Annotated in this window: 15 protein-coding genes; 9 read left to right on the forward strand and 6 right to left on the reverse strand. The window is 77.4% G+C overall.

Annotation, left to right across the window (positions count from 1 at the left end):
* Positions 1-64: 64 nt before the first annotated feature.
* Complete coding sequence (locus tag WDV06_RS31820) at positions 65-847, reverse strand: GntR family transcriptional regulator (protein WP_395513277.1); 783 nt, start codon at positions 845-847, stop codon at positions 65-67.
* Positions 848-982: 135 nt separating this feature from the next.
* Positions 983-2,521, reverse strand: coding sequence for an IucA/IucC family protein (locus WDV06_RS31825; protein ID WP_395513278.1), 1,539 nt, complete (start codon positions 2,519-2,521; stop codon positions 983-985).
* A gap of 156 nt (positions 2,522-2,677) precedes the next feature.
* Here WDV06_RS31825 and WDV06_RS31830 point away from each other — a divergent pair, with 156 nt between their 5' ends.
* The 4 genes from WDV06_RS31830 (at position 2,678) to WDV06_RS31845 (ending at position 8,232) form a co-directional block, all read left to right on the forward strand.
* Complete coding sequence (locus WDV06_RS31830) at positions 2,678-4,246, forward strand: IucA/IucC family protein (protein ID WP_395513291.1); 1,569 nt, start codon at positions 2,678-2,680, stop codon at positions 4,244-4,246.
* 57 nt (positions 4,247-4,303) lie between these two features.
* Positions 4,304-4,924, forward strand: a complete 621-nt coding sequence (locus tag WDV06_RS31835; protein ID WP_395513279.1) for a class I SAM-dependent DNA methyltransferase — start codon at positions 4,304-4,306, stop codon at positions 4,922-4,924.
* Between the two features lie 460 nt (positions 4,925-5,384).
* The gene (locus WDV06_RS31840; protein WP_395513280.1) at positions 5,385-6,953 is read left to right on the forward strand and encodes an FAD-binding oxidoreductase; all 1,569 of its coding nucleotides are present in this window, start codon (positions 5,385-5,387) and stop codon (positions 6,951-6,953) included.
* Between the two features lie 58 nt (positions 6,954-7,011).
* Positions 7,012-8,232, forward strand: coding sequence for a trypsin-like peptidase domain-containing protein (locus WDV06_RS31845; RefSeq protein ID WP_395513281.1), 1,221 nt, complete (start codon positions 7,012-7,014; stop codon positions 8,230-8,232).
* Here WDV06_RS31845 and WDV06_RS31850 read toward each other — a convergent pair.
* Together WDV06_RS31850 and WDV06_RS31855 are read right to left on the reverse strand one after the other, a co-directional pair.
* Positions 8,186-8,578, reverse strand: coding sequence for a hypothetical protein (locus tag WDV06_RS31850; RefSeq protein WP_395513282.1), 393 nt, complete (start codon positions 8,576-8,578; stop codon positions 8,186-8,188). The genes WDV06_RS31845 and WDV06_RS31850 overlap by 47 nt on opposite strands.
* A gap of 80 nt (positions 8,579-8,658) precedes the next feature.
* Complete coding sequence (locus tag WDV06_RS31855) at positions 8,659-9,600, reverse strand: AEC family transporter (RefSeq protein WP_395513283.1); 942 nt, start codon at positions 9,598-9,600, stop codon at positions 8,659-8,661.
* A gap of 96 nt (positions 9,601-9,696) precedes the next feature.
* Here WDV06_RS31855 and WDV06_RS31860 point away from each other — a divergent pair, with 96 nt between their 5' ends.
* The 4 genes from WDV06_RS31860 (at position 9,697) to WDV06_RS31875 (ending at position 13,446) form a co-directional block, all read left to right on the forward strand.
* Positions 9,697-11,097, forward strand: a complete 1,401-nt coding sequence (locus WDV06_RS31860; protein ID WP_395513284.1) for a sensor histidine kinase — start codon at positions 9,697-9,699, stop codon at positions 11,095-11,097.
* The gene (locus WDV06_RS31865) at positions 11,094-11,774 is read left to right on the forward strand and encodes a response regulator (RefSeq protein ID WP_395513285.1); all 681 of its coding nucleotides are present in this window, start codon (positions 11,094-11,096) and stop codon (positions 11,772-11,774) included. Before WDV06_RS31860 ends, WDV06_RS31865 begins: the two co-directional genes overlap by 4 nt.
* 91 nt (positions 11,775-11,865) lie before the next feature.
* A complete protein-coding gene (locus WDV06_RS31870; RefSeq protein WP_395513286.1) occupies positions 11,866-12,039 on the forward strand; it encodes a DUF6126 family protein in 174 nt (57 codons plus the stop codon).
* A 144-nt stretch (positions 12,040-12,183) separates the two neighbouring features.
* Entirely contained in the window at positions 12,184-13,446 is a 1,263-nt protein-coding gene (locus WDV06_RS31875) for an acyltransferase family protein (RefSeq protein WP_395513287.1), read from the forward strand.
* A gap of 90 nt (positions 13,447-13,536) precedes the next feature.
* Here WDV06_RS31875 and WDV06_RS31880 read toward each other — a convergent pair whose 3' ends face one another.
* Positions 13,537-13,959 (reverse strand): DUF350 domain-containing protein, encoded by a 423-nt coding sequence (locus WDV06_RS31880; protein WP_395513288.1) that lies wholly within the window; start codon positions 13,957-13,959, stop codon positions 13,537-13,539.
* A 125-nt stretch (positions 13,960-14,084) separates the two neighbouring features.
* Between WDV06_RS31880 and WDV06_RS31885 the strand changes: the two genes are divergently transcribed.
* Entirely contained in the window at positions 14,085-15,902 is a 1,818-nt protein-coding gene (locus WDV06_RS31885; protein ID WP_395513289.1) for a GNAT family N-acetyltransferase, read from the forward strand.
* On the opposite strand, the gene WDV06_RS31890 is transcribed toward WDV06_RS31885, so the two are convergent.
* Positions 15,857-16,039, reverse strand: coding sequence for a hypothetical protein (locus WDV06_RS31890; protein WP_395513290.1), 183 nt, complete (start codon positions 16,037-16,039; stop codon positions 15,857-15,859). The two genes, WDV06_RS31885 and WDV06_RS31890, sit on opposite strands and share 46 nt — an antisense overlap.
* Between the last annotated feature and the right edge of the window lie 126 nt (positions 16,040-16,165).

Raw genomic sequence — 16,165 nt, forward strand, 5'->3', positions numbered from 1 at the left:
GGGGCGCGGGGGGGCGGCGGGGGGGCGCGCGCCCCCCCCCCCCCCCCCCCCCCGGCCCGCCCGGTCAGCTGACGCGGAAGGCGAGCGCCTCCGGTTCCCGGTGGAAGGTGACCCGGTCCCAGCCGGGGAAGGCCAGGTCGGTGACGGCCAGCAGCCGGCCGGAGGCGTCGTGCACGGTGCGGCGTACGGAGAGCCCGCGGGCGGGGGACGCGGCGACGGGGTGGCTGGTGCGCGTCATGGTGATGGTCTCGGCGGTGCGGCCCCCGGCCGTGGCCCGGGCCAGCCAGCGGTGCAGCGGCCCCAGGTCCTCCTCACGGGCGGCGGCCGGCCGCTCCAGGTAGGCCGCGAGCTCGGGGGTGCGCGCGACGGTGCGCGGGCAGAGGTAGGTGACGGTGTGCTGGAGGGTGCGCCCGTCGGAGCCGTACACCCGGTGGTGGTGGACCAGGGTGCGGTCCCCGCCGCCCATCCCGAGCAGCGCCGCGAGCGAGGGCGGCACGGTGACCAGGGCGAGCCGGGCCCGGGCCGAGCGGGCCGGGCCGCGGGCGTGCGGGGCCGGGTACGAGGGCCCGTGCGCGGCCTCCGGGCCGGCGGGGCGGGGCGGCCGCGGGGGCGGGACGGCCCGGGTGCCCCGGCGGCCGGTGACGACCAGTCCGTCGGCGCGCAGCTCCTGGAGGGCGGCGCGGACGGTCTGCCGGTTGACCTCGTAGCGGGCGGCGAGGGTGCGTTCGGAGGGCAGTCTTCCTCCGGCGGTCCGGGCGGCGTGGTCGAGTTCGTCCCGCAGCGCTGCGGCGATGCGCTGGTACTTGGGCGTGGCGGCCGGGCCGCCGCCCCGCGAAGGGGAGGGCATGGCTTCTCCTCTGACGGGTGGTCAAGGACTGCGCGGTCTGCCCCACCAACCTAGCATTGGTCTATACCTTTCTCCACGGGTCCGTGCAGGCCGGCGCCACGTTGGCCGAATCCGGCACCGGCCCGGCGGGCGCCCCTATCCGCGCAGCGGGTTCGGCAGGTCCAGGTAACGCGCGTCCGCCCCGTCCGCCCGGGTCCAGCGCAGCAGCAGGTTCGTCTTGGCCGGAAGCGCGGGGGCGTCCAGGAGCGCCGCGATCTCCGGCAGGCCGTGCTCGGCGTCGTAGCGCAGCAGCTCCTCCCGCACCGCCGGCCACAGCCCGCCGGCCGCTTCCGGGTGGTGCGCGGCCAGGGTCGCGGCCACCTCCGCCAGGTGGTTGACGACCAGGCAGTACACGAGCCGCTCCCAGGCCGCCGCGCGCGGCAGGTCCTGCGGGAGTTTGACCCCCTCCGCGTCCCGGAAGAGGGCCTGCACGGGCACCCCCCGGCCGTCCACGGCGACCAGGCAGTTCTGGAGGTGGGCCTCCAGCACGATCCCGTGGCGCGCGAACAGGTCGAGCACCGGGGGCACGACGTGCCGCAGGTACGCCCGCCACCACCCCGCCGGGTCGGGCGCACCCTCCAGCGGGCTGCCGGGAAAGCCCTCGGCGAGCGCCGCGCACAGCAGCGGCACGGCTCCCGGGAGCACCCGCCCGCGCAGCCCGTCGCGCACCAGCACGGCGAGCTCCTCGAAGGCGAACGCGGCGGTGCGGTAGCCGCGGTCGCACAGCCAGACCGCGCTCGCCCCGGTACGGCGGCGCAGGTCGGCGAAGCCCTCCTCCACGGCGGCGTCGGTACGGCGCAGCCCCAGCAGGTCGTGGCGCCACAGCCGGCGCACGTCGTTGGTGATGCGGACGTCGAGGCTGAACTTCGCGAACAGGTCGGCGTCCGGGCCCGGCGCGTGCACGGTCCGGATCGAGGCGGTCGGCCACACCGGCAGGCGGGTCGGGCCGAGCCGCAGCAGCCGCCCGTCGGCGAGGGCCTCGCGCACCTCGCGCCGCCCGGCGACGAGGTCGAGCTGCCAGGGGTGGGCCGGCAGTGCCCGGTAGCCGGCCGGCGGGCGGGGGCCGTCGAGGAGCCCGGAGAGCGCGTCGACCGCTTCGGCGGCGGCGGGTCCGCCCTCCTCGGCCACCTGGTCCTCGCGCAGGCCCAGCATGACGAGCGGGAAGCGCGCGTGCGCCTCCGGGGCGTACGGCAGCCAGCTCGCGGCGGGGCCGCCGCCGCGGGTCTTGGGCGCGGGGTGGTGCGGATGGCCCATGAGCAGGGCCTGCTCGGAGCGGACGTAGGGGTCCTCGGGCGCGTCGGCCACGGCCCGCGCGGCCAGCAGCGCGGCGACGGCGGCCCGGCTGTCGGCCATCTCCACCGGCAGCTCGTCGTTGGAGACGCCGGTGTGGCGCAGCAGCTCGTCGGCGGTGAGCTTGACCAGTTCGGCGTGGCTGAGCGGGTGCCAGCCGTCCGCGGTGCGCAGCTCCGGGTCCGCCGGCCGGCGGCCGCCGCCCACCCGCAGGAGCCGGCCGCTGCCGCGCAGCCGGTGGACGCGCCCGCCCTGGGCGTCGGCCACCTCCCGCAGCAGACAGTTCAGGAGCGGGGCGGCGGCGTAGGCGTCCGCGTCGGCGGCGTTGAGGTCCACTGGATCCATTCGGGGGATTCGGAGCTTCGGTGCTTCGGCGCTTCGGTGCGGCGGTGCGGCCGGGGTCCGCGGTGGGGGCCACCGGCCGTGATCTTCAGTATCCGGGATGATGACGTGATCATCGGGTAGACCCCTCAGTCGAAGCCATCCGAAAGGAACGGGACCCTGGACCGCAGCACGCACCTTCCCCCGCCCGCCCCCGGCCCCTCCCCGGCGGGCGCCGCCGAGGAGGCCGTCGCCGCCGCGCTGGCCGGCGTACGCCCCGGGCTCGGGTCGGCGTACGAGGCGGCGCTGGAGGGCGCCCGCTCCGCCGTGCTGACCCGGCTCTGGCGGTCGCTGGCCTTCGAACCGCTGCCGTGGGTCCTGGGGCGGGAGCACGGGACGGACTCGCTCCGGTTGCTGCTGGCCGGGGGCGGGCGGCTGGAGGGGCCGAGACCGGACCCGTACGCCACGGACGCCTACGTCACCGAGGTACGGCTCGACGGGCGTCCGTACCGGCAGGCGGCCCGGCTGGTCGAGGCGCTGCGGGTGCCGCACGGCGCGGCCGGGCCGCTGGGCGCGGCGTTCGCCTCCTTCGCCGCCGAGCTGGACGACAGCACCGCCTCCCTCGCCCTGTCCCGCGCCGGGCAGCCGGCCGGGGAGCGGGCCGGGCCGGCCACCGGATGGGAGTGGGAGCAGCGAGTGGTCGACGGGCACCCGTACCACCCCAACTGCCGCTCCCGCCCCGGTTTCTCGGTGGCGGAGCAGCTGGCGTACGCACCGGAGCACGGGCCCCTGGTGCGGCTCGGGCTGGTCCCCGTACGGGCGCGGGAGTGCCTGGTCTCCGGCGAGTGGCCGCAGGAGCTGCGCGACGGGGACCGGGTCCTGGTCCCCGTGCACCCCTGGCAGGCCGAGCACGTCCTCAAGGGCGAGGAGGTCCTGCCCGGTGCGGCGGCGCACCCGCTGATGGCCCTGCGCACGCTCGCACCGGCGGCCGGGGGCGCCCACGTGAAGACGGCCCTGAGCACGCGGCTGACCTCGTCGGTGCGGGACATCTCCGCCTATTCGGTCGAGACGGCCGCCGTGGTGTCGGCGTTCGCGCACGCGCTGGCCGAGCGGCTGGACGGCCGTCTGCACGTCACCCGCACCCTGGGCGCGGCCACCGCCTACAGCCCGGACCTGGCGGCGGTGCTCCGCGAGCCCCCGGAGGCGTACGCGCGGGCCGGGGAACAGGTCGTCGCGGTGGCGGCGCTGGCGGGGAGCCCGCTCGCCCGGTCGGAGCAGTGGCGCGCGCGGTTCGCCCGGCTGGCGCTGTCGGTGTGCCTGCGGGTGCTGGAGCTCGGGGTGGCGCTGGAGGCCCACGGGCAGAACCTCCTCGTGGTCCTGGCCCCCGACGGCACCCCGCTGCGGCTGGTCTACCGCGACCTGGCCGACATCCGGATCAGCCCGGCCCGGCTGGCCCGGCACGGCCTGCCGGTGCCGCCGCTGTCGGGACGACTGGTGACGGACGACGAGACGGTGCTGCGGCGCAAGGCGTTCGGCTCGCTGGCGGCCGGGGCGCTCGCCGCGACGGCCGGCTCCGCGGAGGCGTTCGGGGCGGCGCTGGCGGCGGGCCTGGACGGGCTCGCGCCCACCGCCGACTCCGCGGCGCTGCGGGGGCCGCTGCCGGTGAAGGCGCTGACCCTGATGCGGCTGAGCCCCGGGGTGCCCGGGGACCAGTGGACGGAGCTGCCGGCTCCGCCGGCCGGAGGGTGACGGTCAGGGGGAGGGGGGCGGTGAATCCGGCGGTCCGCCCCGCTAGTGTGCAGGAGCATGACAGCCGTCTCGCGTGATCCCGCCGTACGGGCCTCCCACGACCTCGTCGCCGTGGACCACGCCCGGCGGCTGCGGGAGGACCCGGTGGCCCGGCCGCTGGACCGGGCGATGCTCGACGCCTTCGCCGCGCACGCGCGTGACGCGGGCGGCGCGGTCGCCGATCTGGGCTGCGGCCCGGGACGGGTGACGGCGTACCTGGCCCGGCGCGGGCTGCGGGCCTTCGGCGTCGACCTCTCCCCGGCGATGGTGGCGGTGGCCCGGCGCACGTACCCGGGACTGCGGTTCGAGGTCGGACGGATGGCCGCGCTGGACGTGCCGGACGGCGCCCTGGGCGGGGTGGTCGCCTGGCACGGGACCGCCCATCTGCCCCAGCGGGAACTCCCCGACGTCTTCGCCGAGTTCGCCCGGGTCCTGGCCCCCGGCGGGCACGCCCTGGTCGCCTTCGACGCCGAGACCGTCCGGGACCGTCCGGAACCCGCCGCGCACGCCCCCGAGCCGCTGGCCGGCCTCCTGGCGGAGGCGGGGCTGCCAGAGGCGGCCCGCATGGTCCGGGAGCCGGCCGAAGGCGAGCCGGGGCCCCGGGGCTTCGTCCTGGCCCGCAAACCCCGGACCCCGTGACGCCCCCGGTGCCCGGACGCCCTCCCCGCTGATCCGGCGACCCGCCCGACGCGACCGCGGCCGCCGTCCCCTCCGGGAAACGGCGCCCCGCACCGCCGGGGCCCCGCGGCCCGCACCCCCGACCGGTCTCCCCCGCCGGCGCCCGCACCCCCTGGGCCGGGCCGTACACCGGGGACGTCGCCGCGACGGCGGCCGCCGTGTGCCAGGGCCCGGCTCGGCCGGGGCGTGAGGCCGGCCCTGGACGAGCCCCGCGCCCGGCACCGCGCCCCCTCGTGGGACTGACGCCGCGCCAGGGCGTCGCGCGCCGAACCTCGTTCGTCCACGGGCGTCGGCGAGGGGAGCGGCACGGCGGAAGCCGGTTTCGGCCGGGGTTCGAACAGTGTCCGCCGTTCGGGGGACAACACGGGTCCGGCGGGCCCGCCTTCGCCTCCTTCGGGGCGGACGGTGGCAGGAAGGAAGTATGAAGATTCCACGCCGCCGGGTCCTGGCGGGCGCGGCCGCCGCCGTGCTCGGCGCCGCCGGGGCGGGCGCGTCGGGCACCTCCCCCGGGGCCGCCGCCGACCGTGCGCGGGGCCGGTGGCCGGGTGTCGCGGCCGGCCCCGACTTCGCGGCGCTGGCCCGGGCGGTGGACGGGCGGGTGGTCCTTCCGGGGGACGGGGACTACGCCGAGGCCCGGCAGCTGTTCCAGCCCCGCTACGACTCCGTCGCCCCCGGCGCGGTGGCCTATCCGGCGCACGCCGGAGACGTGGCCGTCTGCCTGGACTTCGCCCGCCGCTCGGCCGCCCCGGTCGTGCCGCGCGGCGGCGGCCACGGCTACGCGGGGTGGTCCACGGTGGAGGCCGGACTGGTGGTCGACGTCGGGGCGATGGCCGGGGTGGCGGTCACGGGCGACGAGGCCCACGTCGGCGCGGGTGCCCGGCTGGCCGACGTGCACGCCGCGCTCAGCGGGCGCGGCCTGGGCGTGCCCGCCGGGCTCTGTCCCTCCGTCGGCATCGCCGGGCTCACCCTCGGCGGCGGCCTGGGCCTCGCCTCCCGGGCCCACGGCACCACCTCCGACCGGCTCACCGGCGCCCGCGTGGTGACCCCGGACGGGGAGGTCCGCGAGGTCGGCCCCGACCGGGATCCGGAGCTGTTCTGGGCGCTGCGCGGCGGCGGTGGCGGCAACTTCGGGGTGGTCACCGAGTTCCGGCTGCGCACCCATCCGGTCGGGGACGCCGCCTTCGCCGAACTGCACTGGCCCGCCGCGGACTCGGCGGCGGTGGTGCACGGCTGGCAGCGCTGGCTGGCCGCGCTGCCGGACCCGTTCTGGAGCCAGGCCGAGTTCACGGTGGAGGCCGGCTCCACGGCGGCCCTGGCCGTCCGGGCGGTGTGCCTCGACGGCCGCGGGGAGCTGGAGCGCGAAGCCGGCCGGCTGATCGGCCTGGTGGGGCGGGAGCCCCGGGACTCCTGGACCACCGTGCGCGGTTGGGAGGACACCGTGCGGGCCATGGCGGGCTGCCCCGACGGCGGCCCCGAGCGGTGCCGGCTGCCGGGACGGCTGCCCGGCCGGGACCCGCGGGGCGTCCTGGGCCGGGACTCGTACGCGGCCCGCTCCGACTTCTGGCACGGGCCCGGGCTCCCGGACGCGGCGGTCGGCGCGGTCCTCGACGCCCTCGGCCGGTACGGGCGCGAGGTGCCGTCCGGCGGGCTGGGCGTGGTCCAGTTCGACGGGGTGTGCGGCGGGGCCGTCAACCGGGTGCCGGCCGGCGCCACCGCCTTCGTGCACCGCGACAGCGCCTTCCTCGCCCAGTACCTCGCGTACTGGCCGGCGTCCGCGACCCCCGCCGCGGCGGCCCGGCACCAGGACTGGCTCGACGGGCTGTGGCGGGCGCTGCGCCCGTGGGCGGGCGGCCGGGCCTACCAGAACTACGCCGACCCGAAGCTGACCGGCTGGCGCGAGGCCTACTACGGACCGAACCTCCCCCGCCTGGAAGGGGTCCGGCGCGCCTACGACCCGGACCGGCTGCTGCGTTTCCCCCAGGCCGTCTGAACCGCCGTCACCCCCTTGTCCCCCAGCCCCTCCGGGCCGTCACGAACAGGAACGAGACATGCTGCGTACGTTCACGTTGGCGGCGGCGACCGCCGCCCTGCTGCTGCCGGGCGGGCCGCTGCCCGGTCTGCACCCCGGCAACGCCGAGGCCTCGGCCGGGCGCTGGACCGCCAGGGAGGCAGCCGCGTTCTGGACCCCCGCGCGGATGGCCTCGGCGCTGCCCGTCCCCGGCCCGCCCGCCCCGGGCGTCCCGGCCTCCCCCGCACCCGGGGCGGCGCCGTCCGCCGCGCCCGGGGCGGGGGACGCGGCGGCCGCGACGCCGGTGCCCGCGGGGGCGCCGGCCGCGACCGCCGCTGCGGGCACCCTTCCGGCTCCCCCGACGGAACCTTTCTCCTCCGCCTCCCCCACTCCCGCCGCCTCCGCCCCCGCGGCCCCGGCTTCTGCGGCCCCGGCCCCCGCCCCTGCCGCCTCGGCCGCCGCCGCGTCGGCGGTCCCGGTTCCCGCGCCGGCCGCGCCCGCCCTGCCCGCCGCCGGGCCGGTGCTCCCGTCCGCCCCCGCCGGAGTGGGCAAGGACTTCGACGGGATCCCGGTCGTCGGCCGGATGTTCGTGATGCAGGGCTCCGGCGCCTACTTCTGCACGGCCAGCGTGGTCTCCTCCCCCGGCCGGAACATGGTGCTCAGCGCGGCGCACTGCCTGCTGGGCAGCGACACCCGTCAGGTGGCCTTCGTACCGCAGTACACGCGCGCCAACCCGCGCCCGTACGGGATGTTCCCGGTCCTGCGGGACGCGGCGGGCCGCTCGAAGGTGTGGATCGCCTCCCGCTACCGCACCGAGGGCGCCGCGAAGGCCGCCACCCTCGACGTGGCCTTCGCCCAGGTCGGCCCGGACGCCGAAGGTGAGGAGGTCGAGGACGTGGTCGGGGCGAACCGGCTCGTCACCGGGGCCACCTTCAACCACCCCAAGGTGGTCCTCATCGGCCACCCGGCGCCGGCGCCCCGTCCGCGCGCGTGCGTCAACAAGACGACCAAGTTCACCAGCACCGACCCGGGCAGCCCCGGATCGTTCCTGCGGATCGACTGCACCGGCTACCCGGGCGGGACCAGCGGCGGCCCGTTCATCACCCGCTTCGACGAGGACACCGCGACCGGCGACGTGGTCGGGGTGATCGGCGGCTGGGAGACCGGCGGGCCCACGGCCGACACCTCGTACAGCGCCTACTTCGGCGCGGAGATCAGGAAGCTGTACCAGTCGGCGGTCGCCGGGGTGCGGGCGGAGTGAGCACCCGCACCCAGCGGGTCCGGCGCGGGTTGCCGACCGTCCGGGGGGTCATCGGGACCCCCTCGGCGGTCAGCGGATCGGCCGGGGGCAGTTCGAGCTGACGGCGCAGATCGGCGAGGGCCGCGTGGACGGGCGCCAGGATGACCTCGGCGCGCGGGTGGATGCGCGCGAGGGCGTGCGCGGTGGTCTCGATCGTCTCGGCGGCGTCCTCGGCGGCGGTCCGGCTCCAGCCTCCGGGCCCGCCGTTCCAGGGCGCGACGGCGTCGTAGAGGTGGCAGGCGGCATCGGCCGCGGCGTCGGCCCGTTCGCCGACGCCCGGCGCCGCGATCTTCGGCAGCAGCTCCATGCCCCGCTCAACGAGCGGAGGCCCCGAGGGGGAACGAGCCGCGGGCGGGGCGCCGGCCGCGTTCACGGTCACGGTCACGGTCAGGAGGCGACGGTCTGGAGCCAGAGGGGCAGCAGGAGCAGGGAGACCACCGAGCTCTTGATCACGACGGAGGCGGAGAGGTCGACGCCGATGTCGTAGCGCTGGGCGAAGATGAAGAGGTTCTGCGGCGTCGGCATCGCGGCGATCACGACGAGGTAGGCGAGCCACTGGCCCCGTATCCCGAAGAGGCCCGCGCACACCGCCCAGGCCAGCAGCGGGAAGGCCAGGCACTTGAAGGCGATCAGCGCGGCCTCCTCCCGGGTGGTGCCGCGGACGTCCAGGCCCGTGCCGCCGAGGTGCAGGCCGAGGGCGAACAGGGCCACCGGCGAGGCGCTGTCGCCGACGAACGCGGCGCCGTCGAGGAGCACCTTGGGGAGGTGCACCGAGGACAGGTTGAGCAGGATGCCGGCGTTGCAGGCCAGGACGAGCGGGGTGGCGAGGGAGGCGGCCAGGGCCCGGCCGAGCCGGGCGGCGGGGCCGCCGGCGCCCGCGCGGCCCAGTTCCATGAGGGCGATGACCACGAGCGAGAGCACGCACACCTGGAACAGCAGCACCGGGAAGATCGGCGCGGCCGTCCCGAAGACGGTGATGAAGACGGGCACGGCGAAGTAGGCGGTGTTGACCTGGACGCCCGCCATCACGCGCAGCGCCACGGCGCGGGGCTCCCGTACGCCGTACGCGGCGGCGCCGAGGGCCACCGCGAGGACGGCGAGAACGGCGGCGGCCGCGTAGCCGCCGATGGCCCTCCAGTCGAACAGCGCGGCGAGGTCGGCGGCGTAGATGTTGCCGAAGAGGTAGCAGGGGACGGCGAAGAGGAAGGCGTAGTCGGAGAAGGCCTTGGAGGCCTCCGCCGGGACGGTCTTGCGCCGGGCGAGCAGGACCCCGCCGCCGAAGGCCAGCAGTACCGGTACCAGCTTTTCGAGTGCGGCCGCCCCGCCCATGCCACCGGCTCCCCTCGTTCGCTGTCCGGACGCCGCGCAGCCTATCCGTCCGCCCTCCACCGCCCGAGGGGCGCCGGGCGCCTACGCTGGCGGATCATGAGGTTCACACCGCGCGTCCCGGGCCGCGCCCGGAAGACCCCGCCGACCGACGCACCGGGCCCGGGCTCCGGGGCCCGGGGCCCGAGCGCCGGCGGGCGGGACTCCGGCGGCGGGTTCGCCGGACTCGCGGTGGCGCTGCGCACCCCGGCCAGGGCGGGCGAGCCCCTGCTGGCGCGGGCGCCGCGCCGCTGGCAGCGACTGGCACCCTTCGCCGTCACGGCCGTCTTCGTGGTGGTGCTGCTCCCCGTGACCATCGCGGTGCTGACCAACGACTACCGGCTGGGCGGCGGCTGGGCAGGGGCCTTGGGCGTGGCGCAGACGGTGCCGCTGCTGCTGGCGGTGACCCGGCCGGTGCCGGCCTGGGCGGTGGTGCTGGCGGCGGACGTGACCGGGGCCGTACTGCTGGCGTCCGCCGGCGGGGTGGCGGGGCGTTCGTGGCCGTGGCCGCCGATGACCGTGGTCGGGTACCTGGTGCTGATGGCCTGCCTGGGGCTGCGGGAGTCGGTGCGGACCCTCGTCGGGGTGTGGCTGGTGACGGGCGCGGCGGGGGTGGTGCTCGGCTTCTTCGCACCGGACGGGGTGACGAACACCGGGGCCGTGCAGTTCGTGCTGAGCGGGGTGGTGCTGGCGCTGACCGGGGCGCTGCGCGGGCTGGGAGACGCCCGGCAGCGGATCGCGGAGCAGGAGAGCATCAGCGGGGCCGAGCGGGCGCGGCGCACCCTGCTGGAGGAACGGGCGCGCATCGCACGGGAGTTGCACGACGTGGTGGCCCACCACATGTCGGTGATCACCGTGCAGGCCGACTCCGCGCCGTACCGGCTGCCGGGCATGGCGGAGCCGGTGCGCGAGGAGTTCGCGGCCATCGCGGCGAGCGCCCGTGAGTCCCTGGGCGAGATGCGGCGGCTGCTGACGGTGCTGCGCGGGGACGGCTCCGAGGGCGGGGACACGGCGGGCGGCGGGGAGCGTGCCCCTCAGCCGGGGGTCGGGCGGATCCAGCAGCTGGTGGAGGCGACCGTACGGGCCGGGCAGCCGGTGGAGCTGTCGCTGGCGGCGGGCGTGGCCGAGGCGGCGCGGGCGGTCCCGGCCGTGGACCTGTCGGCGTACCGCATCGTGCAGGAGGCCCTGGCGAACGTGGTGCGGCACGCGCCGGGAGCGCGGACCCGGGTGTCGGTGACCCGCTCCGCGGAGGACGGCGAGGTGCTCGTGCTGGTGGTCAACGGCCCGGCGCGGGACGCCGTGGTGGCGCTGGAGGGCGCGGGGACGGGGCACGGTCTCGTGGGGATGCGCGAGCGCGTACGGTTGACCGGCGGGACCCTGGACGCGGGCCCGCTGCCCGAGGGCGGTTTCCGGGTCGCCGCCCGGCTGCCGCTCGATGCCCGGACCGGGGGATCCAGTTGACCATCCGCGTGATCATCGTCGACGACCAGGCCATGGTGCGGGCGGGGTTCGCCGCCCTGCTGTCGGCGCAGGCCGACATCGACGTGGTGGGCGAGGCGCCCGACGGCCGGGAGGGCGTACGGCTCTCCCGCACCGTGCACCCGGACGTGGTGCTGATGGACGTGCGGATGCCCGAGCTGGACGGGCTGTCGGCGGCCCGGGAGCTGCTGGACCCGCCGCCGGGGGTGATCCACCGGCCGAAGGTGCTGATGCTGACCACCTTCGACATCGACGACTACGTGTACGAGGCGCTGCGCGCGGGCGCGTCGGGGTTCCTGCTGAAGGACGCCCCGCCCGCCGACCTGATCGCGGCGGTGCGGGTGGTGGCCTCCGGCGAGGCGCTGCTGGCGCCGTCGGTGACGCGCCGGCTGATCGCGGACTTCGTCCGGCACCGTCCGAAGCCGCGCAAGGACCCGGCGTTGCGGCTGAACGGCCTGACCCCGCGCGAGACGGAGGTGCTGGAGCTGATCGCGCGCGGGCTGTCGAACCAGGAGATCGCCGCGCACCTGGTGCTGGCGGAGCAGACGGTCAAGACCCACGTCGGGCGGGTCCTGGGCAAGCTGGACCTGCGCGACCGGGCACAGGCGGTGGTCTTCGCGTACGAGGCAGGGCTGGTCCGCCCCGGCGACTCCGCTTAGCGGCGCGGGCCCGCCGGCGTCCCGGAGGCGCTCTGCCCGGGCCCGATAGACTCGCGGGGGTTGTGCCGAGCGTCGAGGGAGTCCAGCGGTCATGACGGAAGACGACCAGGATCACGGCGGCGCCGGGCAGCGGTCGGCCGCGCAGCAGGAGAAGTGGAAGGCGAAGGGCGTCGCGCTGCGCGCCTTCTTCTACATCGCCGGCACGCACGTGTTCGCCGCCTTCGTGATGCTGCTGTTCTACCTCGGCGAGCACGCGCAGAAGTGACGCGGCCGGCGGGACGCCCCCGCGGCGGCCGCCTCCTCCACCCCCTACCGGGGTATGACACGCGGCTTGGCTCTCCGGTCCGACGTGCGGCCGGGTACCGCCTTCCTACCTTCCTCTCCGTCACGAGGAGAGAGGGGACAGGGCATGCGCCGCTTCGGGAGGACGACGGTCACGGCCGCGCGGGCGGGGGCCGTCGCCGCGCTGCGCCGGGCCGCCGGGCGGATCGACCGGAAGACGCCCGGCCACCGGGACCGGGCGGTGGACGGGCTGCGGGCGCTGGCCCTGCTCGCGGTGCCGACCGGGCACTGGCTGCTCGGCGGTTTCACCGTCGACCGGGAGGGCGGGCTGCACAACGCCAGCCCGCTGTCGTCCGTCGGCGCCCTCGCCCCGGCGAGCTGGGTGCTCCAGATGCTCGGCGTCTTCTTCCTCGTCGGCGGCTACGCGTCGGTGCTCTCCTTCCGCCGCCGCACGGGCTCGACCCGGGCCTGGCTCGCGGGGCGGATGGTGCGTCTGGGCCGGCCGGTGCTGGGGGTGACGGCGGTGTGGGCGGTGGCCGCGCCGGTGCTGTACGCGGCGGGGGTGCCGGAGGCCACGCTGCGGACGGCGGCGACCCTGGTGGTGCAGCCGCTGTGGTTCGTCGGGGTGTACGCGGTGGTGACGGCGCTGACCCCGTACTGCGTGCGGGCGGGGGGGCGGCTCGGCGGCTGGGCGGCGGCCCCGCTGCTGGTGTCCGTGGCGGTGGTCGACTTCCTGCGGTACGGGCCGTTCGCCGCCTCGGTGCCGTCCTGGCTGTCCCTGCTGAACGTCCTGCCGGGCTGGCTCTTCGCCTATCAGCTGGGCGTGGCCTGGGGTGAGGGGCGGATCGGCCGGCGCGGGGCCCGGCTGCTGCTGGTGGGCGGGGCGGCGCTGTTCGCGGTGCTGCTGGCGGCCTTCCACTACCCGGCGTCGATGGTCGGGGTGCCGGGGGCGGCGCGGACCAACTCGCACCCGCCGTCGCTGCTGGTCCTGGCCCTGGCCGCGGCCCAGTCCGGTGCGGCGATGCTGCTGCGGGACCGGCTGGCGCGGCTGCTGGAGCGGCCGGCGCTGTGGGCGCCGGTGGTGGTGGTCAACCTGTCGGCGATGACCGTCCTGTGCTGGCACCAGACGGCGATGCTGGCGGCGGCCGTGCCGGCTTCGTTCTCCGGCGGCGCCGTGGCCGGGCTGACGACGGCGCCCGAGGGACTGGACTGGGTCGGGGCACGGGCGCTGTGGCTGCCGGTGTTCGCGCTCGTGCTGGTGGGGATCGCCCGCCACGCACGCCGGTTCGAGGCGCCGCCGGGCGCCCGGCGCCGGGGGGCGGCGGTCCGCGGGGCCGTGGCGGGGGTGCTGGCGGCCGGGTTCGGGGCGTTCGCGCTGGGTCTGGCGTAGGGGGTGCATCCCGGGGCACCCGGACACGGCGGAGCGCCGCCCCCGGAGGGGAGCGGCGCTCTCTCGTCGGAGCGGCGCGGACGCCGGGGGTCAGGCGATGGAGGCGGCCACGATCGCGGCGACCGCGAGGTTGCAGCAGGCCGTGACCCAGACGGCCGGGTGCGGCTCCGGGTCGACCACGATGGCGCCGAGCCTGCCCGGGGTCACCAGGTCCAGCACCAGGAAGGCCACGGCCATCAGGACCAGGCCGAGCAGGCCGAAGGCGGCCGTCGACAGCAGGCCCTTGCCGAAGTCCTCGTACGTCGTCCAGATCGAGGTGAAGACGATGCCGCCGATGCCGAGGAGCGCGGAGCTGAGCAGGAGGGCCGCGTTGCGGTTGCGCTCCTCCCAGATCTGCTTCGGGAGCTTGCCCGGCGTCAGCACGTCCACCAGGACGATGCCGAGGACCAGCAGGACCAGCCCGACGGCGCCGTAGGCGGTCGTACGGCCGAGTCCGTTGACGATGTCGCTCATGGGGAAGCCTGCCTGACGGGGGGTGGGGCGGTGGACGAGGATGGGCCCAGGACGGGCCGGGGACGCGCCGTGGGGAGGCCGAATCTATCGCACGGCCCTGCCCCGGACCATGGGGAGGTCAGGAGATGGCAAAGACCAGGCCCGCGCGGCCCGGTGAGGCGGTGGCGCTGTCCGCGCTGGTCATGCGGTCCAAGGCGCACTGGGGGTACGGCGCGGAGTTCCTCGACGCGTGCGCACCGCAGCTGCGGATCGCGGAGGAGGAGCTGACGGCCCGGCGGATCACGGTGGCCGAGAACGCCCGCGGAGAGCTGCTGGGTTGTGCCTCCCTGGAGGGCGGCGGGCGGGGCTCCGCCGGGCCGGCGCGGCTCGGGCTGCTGTTCGTGGAGCCCTCGGCCATCGGCCGGGGCGTCGGGCGGCTGCTGTACCTGGACGCCGTGCGCCGGGCCGCCGGGCTCGGCTTCCGGCGGATGCTGATCGACGCGGACCCCCATGCGGAGGGCTTCTACCGGGCGATGGGCGCCGTCCCGGCGGCCGGTTCCCCGCCGGGACTGGTCCGGTTCGAGGTGGCCCCCGCGCCCCCGGCCGGGTGGGCGCGGGCCTGGACGGGCGGGGAGGCCGCGGTGCACGTGGGCAACGTCGCCGAGTTCAACGCCCAGTTCGCCGACGCCTCCCTCGACGGGGGGCAGCGGCCCGCGCACGACTACGCCTGCCTGGCCGCCTTCTACAGCCCCAGCCCGGCCGCGCTGGTCCTGCCGCGGCCGGTGCCGCGCTGGTGGACCGGCGCCCTCGGACGGACGCTGGACTGGGGGCCGGGGGTGGAGGTGTACGACGGCCTGGCGGAGCGGGGCCCGGGTCTGTCGGAGGCGGTGCTGGCCCGGCCGGCGCTGGCCCGGCGGGTGAGGGGGCGCGGGCTGCCGCTCGTGCCGTGGGGGCGGACCGAGCCGTACGCGCGGCTCGCCGTTCTGCCGTGGCGGCCGGAGGCGCTGCGGTACGAGTCCAAGTCCCGGGCACACGCCCTGTTCGCGCGGATCCTGGCGGGGGGCGGCCATCCGGCGGTCGTCCTGCCCGCGCAGGGGCGGGCGGCCACCCGCTGGGCGGCGGTGCGGCGCGCGACGGCGCGGGCGCGGGCCGGCGAGAGCACCGTTCTCAAATCGGAGCACGGCGTGGGCGGTTCGGGCACCACCGTGGTGACCCCCGCGGGCCTGCGGGCGGCCGGCGGGGCCCGGGCCCTGTCGCGCCGGCTGCCGCGCGGCCCGCTGCTGGTGGAGGAGTACGTGCACGGGCCGACGGAGCCCGGTATTCCGCGGGATCTGACCTATGACGGCTTCGTGGACGGCGCGGGCCGCCCGCACCGGGTCGGCGCGGCCCTGATGGACGTGGCGGACGGCGGGTACCGCGGGGCCACCGTGGGCCCCGGGGTGGTGCCGGCCCCGTTGGAGGGCCCGCTGCTGGCCTTCGGCGATGCGGTGGGCCGGGAGTTGGCGGCGGCCGGCCACCGGGGCTGGTTCGACGTGGACTTCGTCGTCGACGCCGCGGGGCGGCTCGCACCGACCGAGGCCAACCTGCGGCTCACCGGCCCGTCGGCCGCGTTCATGGTGGCCGCCCGGCTGGATGCGGTGCGGGGCGCGGGGCACCTCGTACGGATCGCGGACCGGGTGGAGCTGGGGGCCCGGCTGCCGGAGGCCCGGCTGGAGGAGGTGTGCGCCGGGCTTTCGCGGGACTGCGCCGGGGTCGGGGCCGTGTTCCTGCCGGCGATCCCGACGGGGGCCTTCGACCCGGCGCCCTGGATGGGAGTGCTGGTGGCCGCGCACAGCCGCGAGGTGCTGGACGCGGCCGACGCCCTGGTGCGGGAACGGGCCCTGGCGGTGGGCGCGGACTTCGCCGGGGACGGGCGGGGTCAGCCGTCGGAGGCGGAGGACGGGGACGGCCTGCGGGTGAGGTAGAGGGCGACCACCGCGCCCGCGATCATCAGGGGCACGTTGAAGGCGTAGACGAGGGCCGCCTGCCGGGGCCAGTCGTGCTTGCCCGCGAGCCGGTAGAGGTTGTCCTGCGGCCACCAGGCCATCAGCAGGTAGGCCACGGCCAGATGGGCGGCCGCCGTCAGGCGCCGCCCCGGGCCCGGGGGGGGGGGGCCCGCCCCGCCCCGCCCCCCCCCGCCCCACCCCCCCCCCCGCCGGCCCGGCCCGCCCGGATCACCTGAGGGGGT

Origin of the sequence: Streptomyces racemochromogenes (genome assembly GCF_044129415.1) — a bacterium.
In the GTDB taxonomy this organism is placed as follows: Bacteria; Actinomycetota; Actinomycetes; order Streptomycetales; family Streptomycetaceae; genus Streptomyces; species Streptomyces racemochromogenes_A.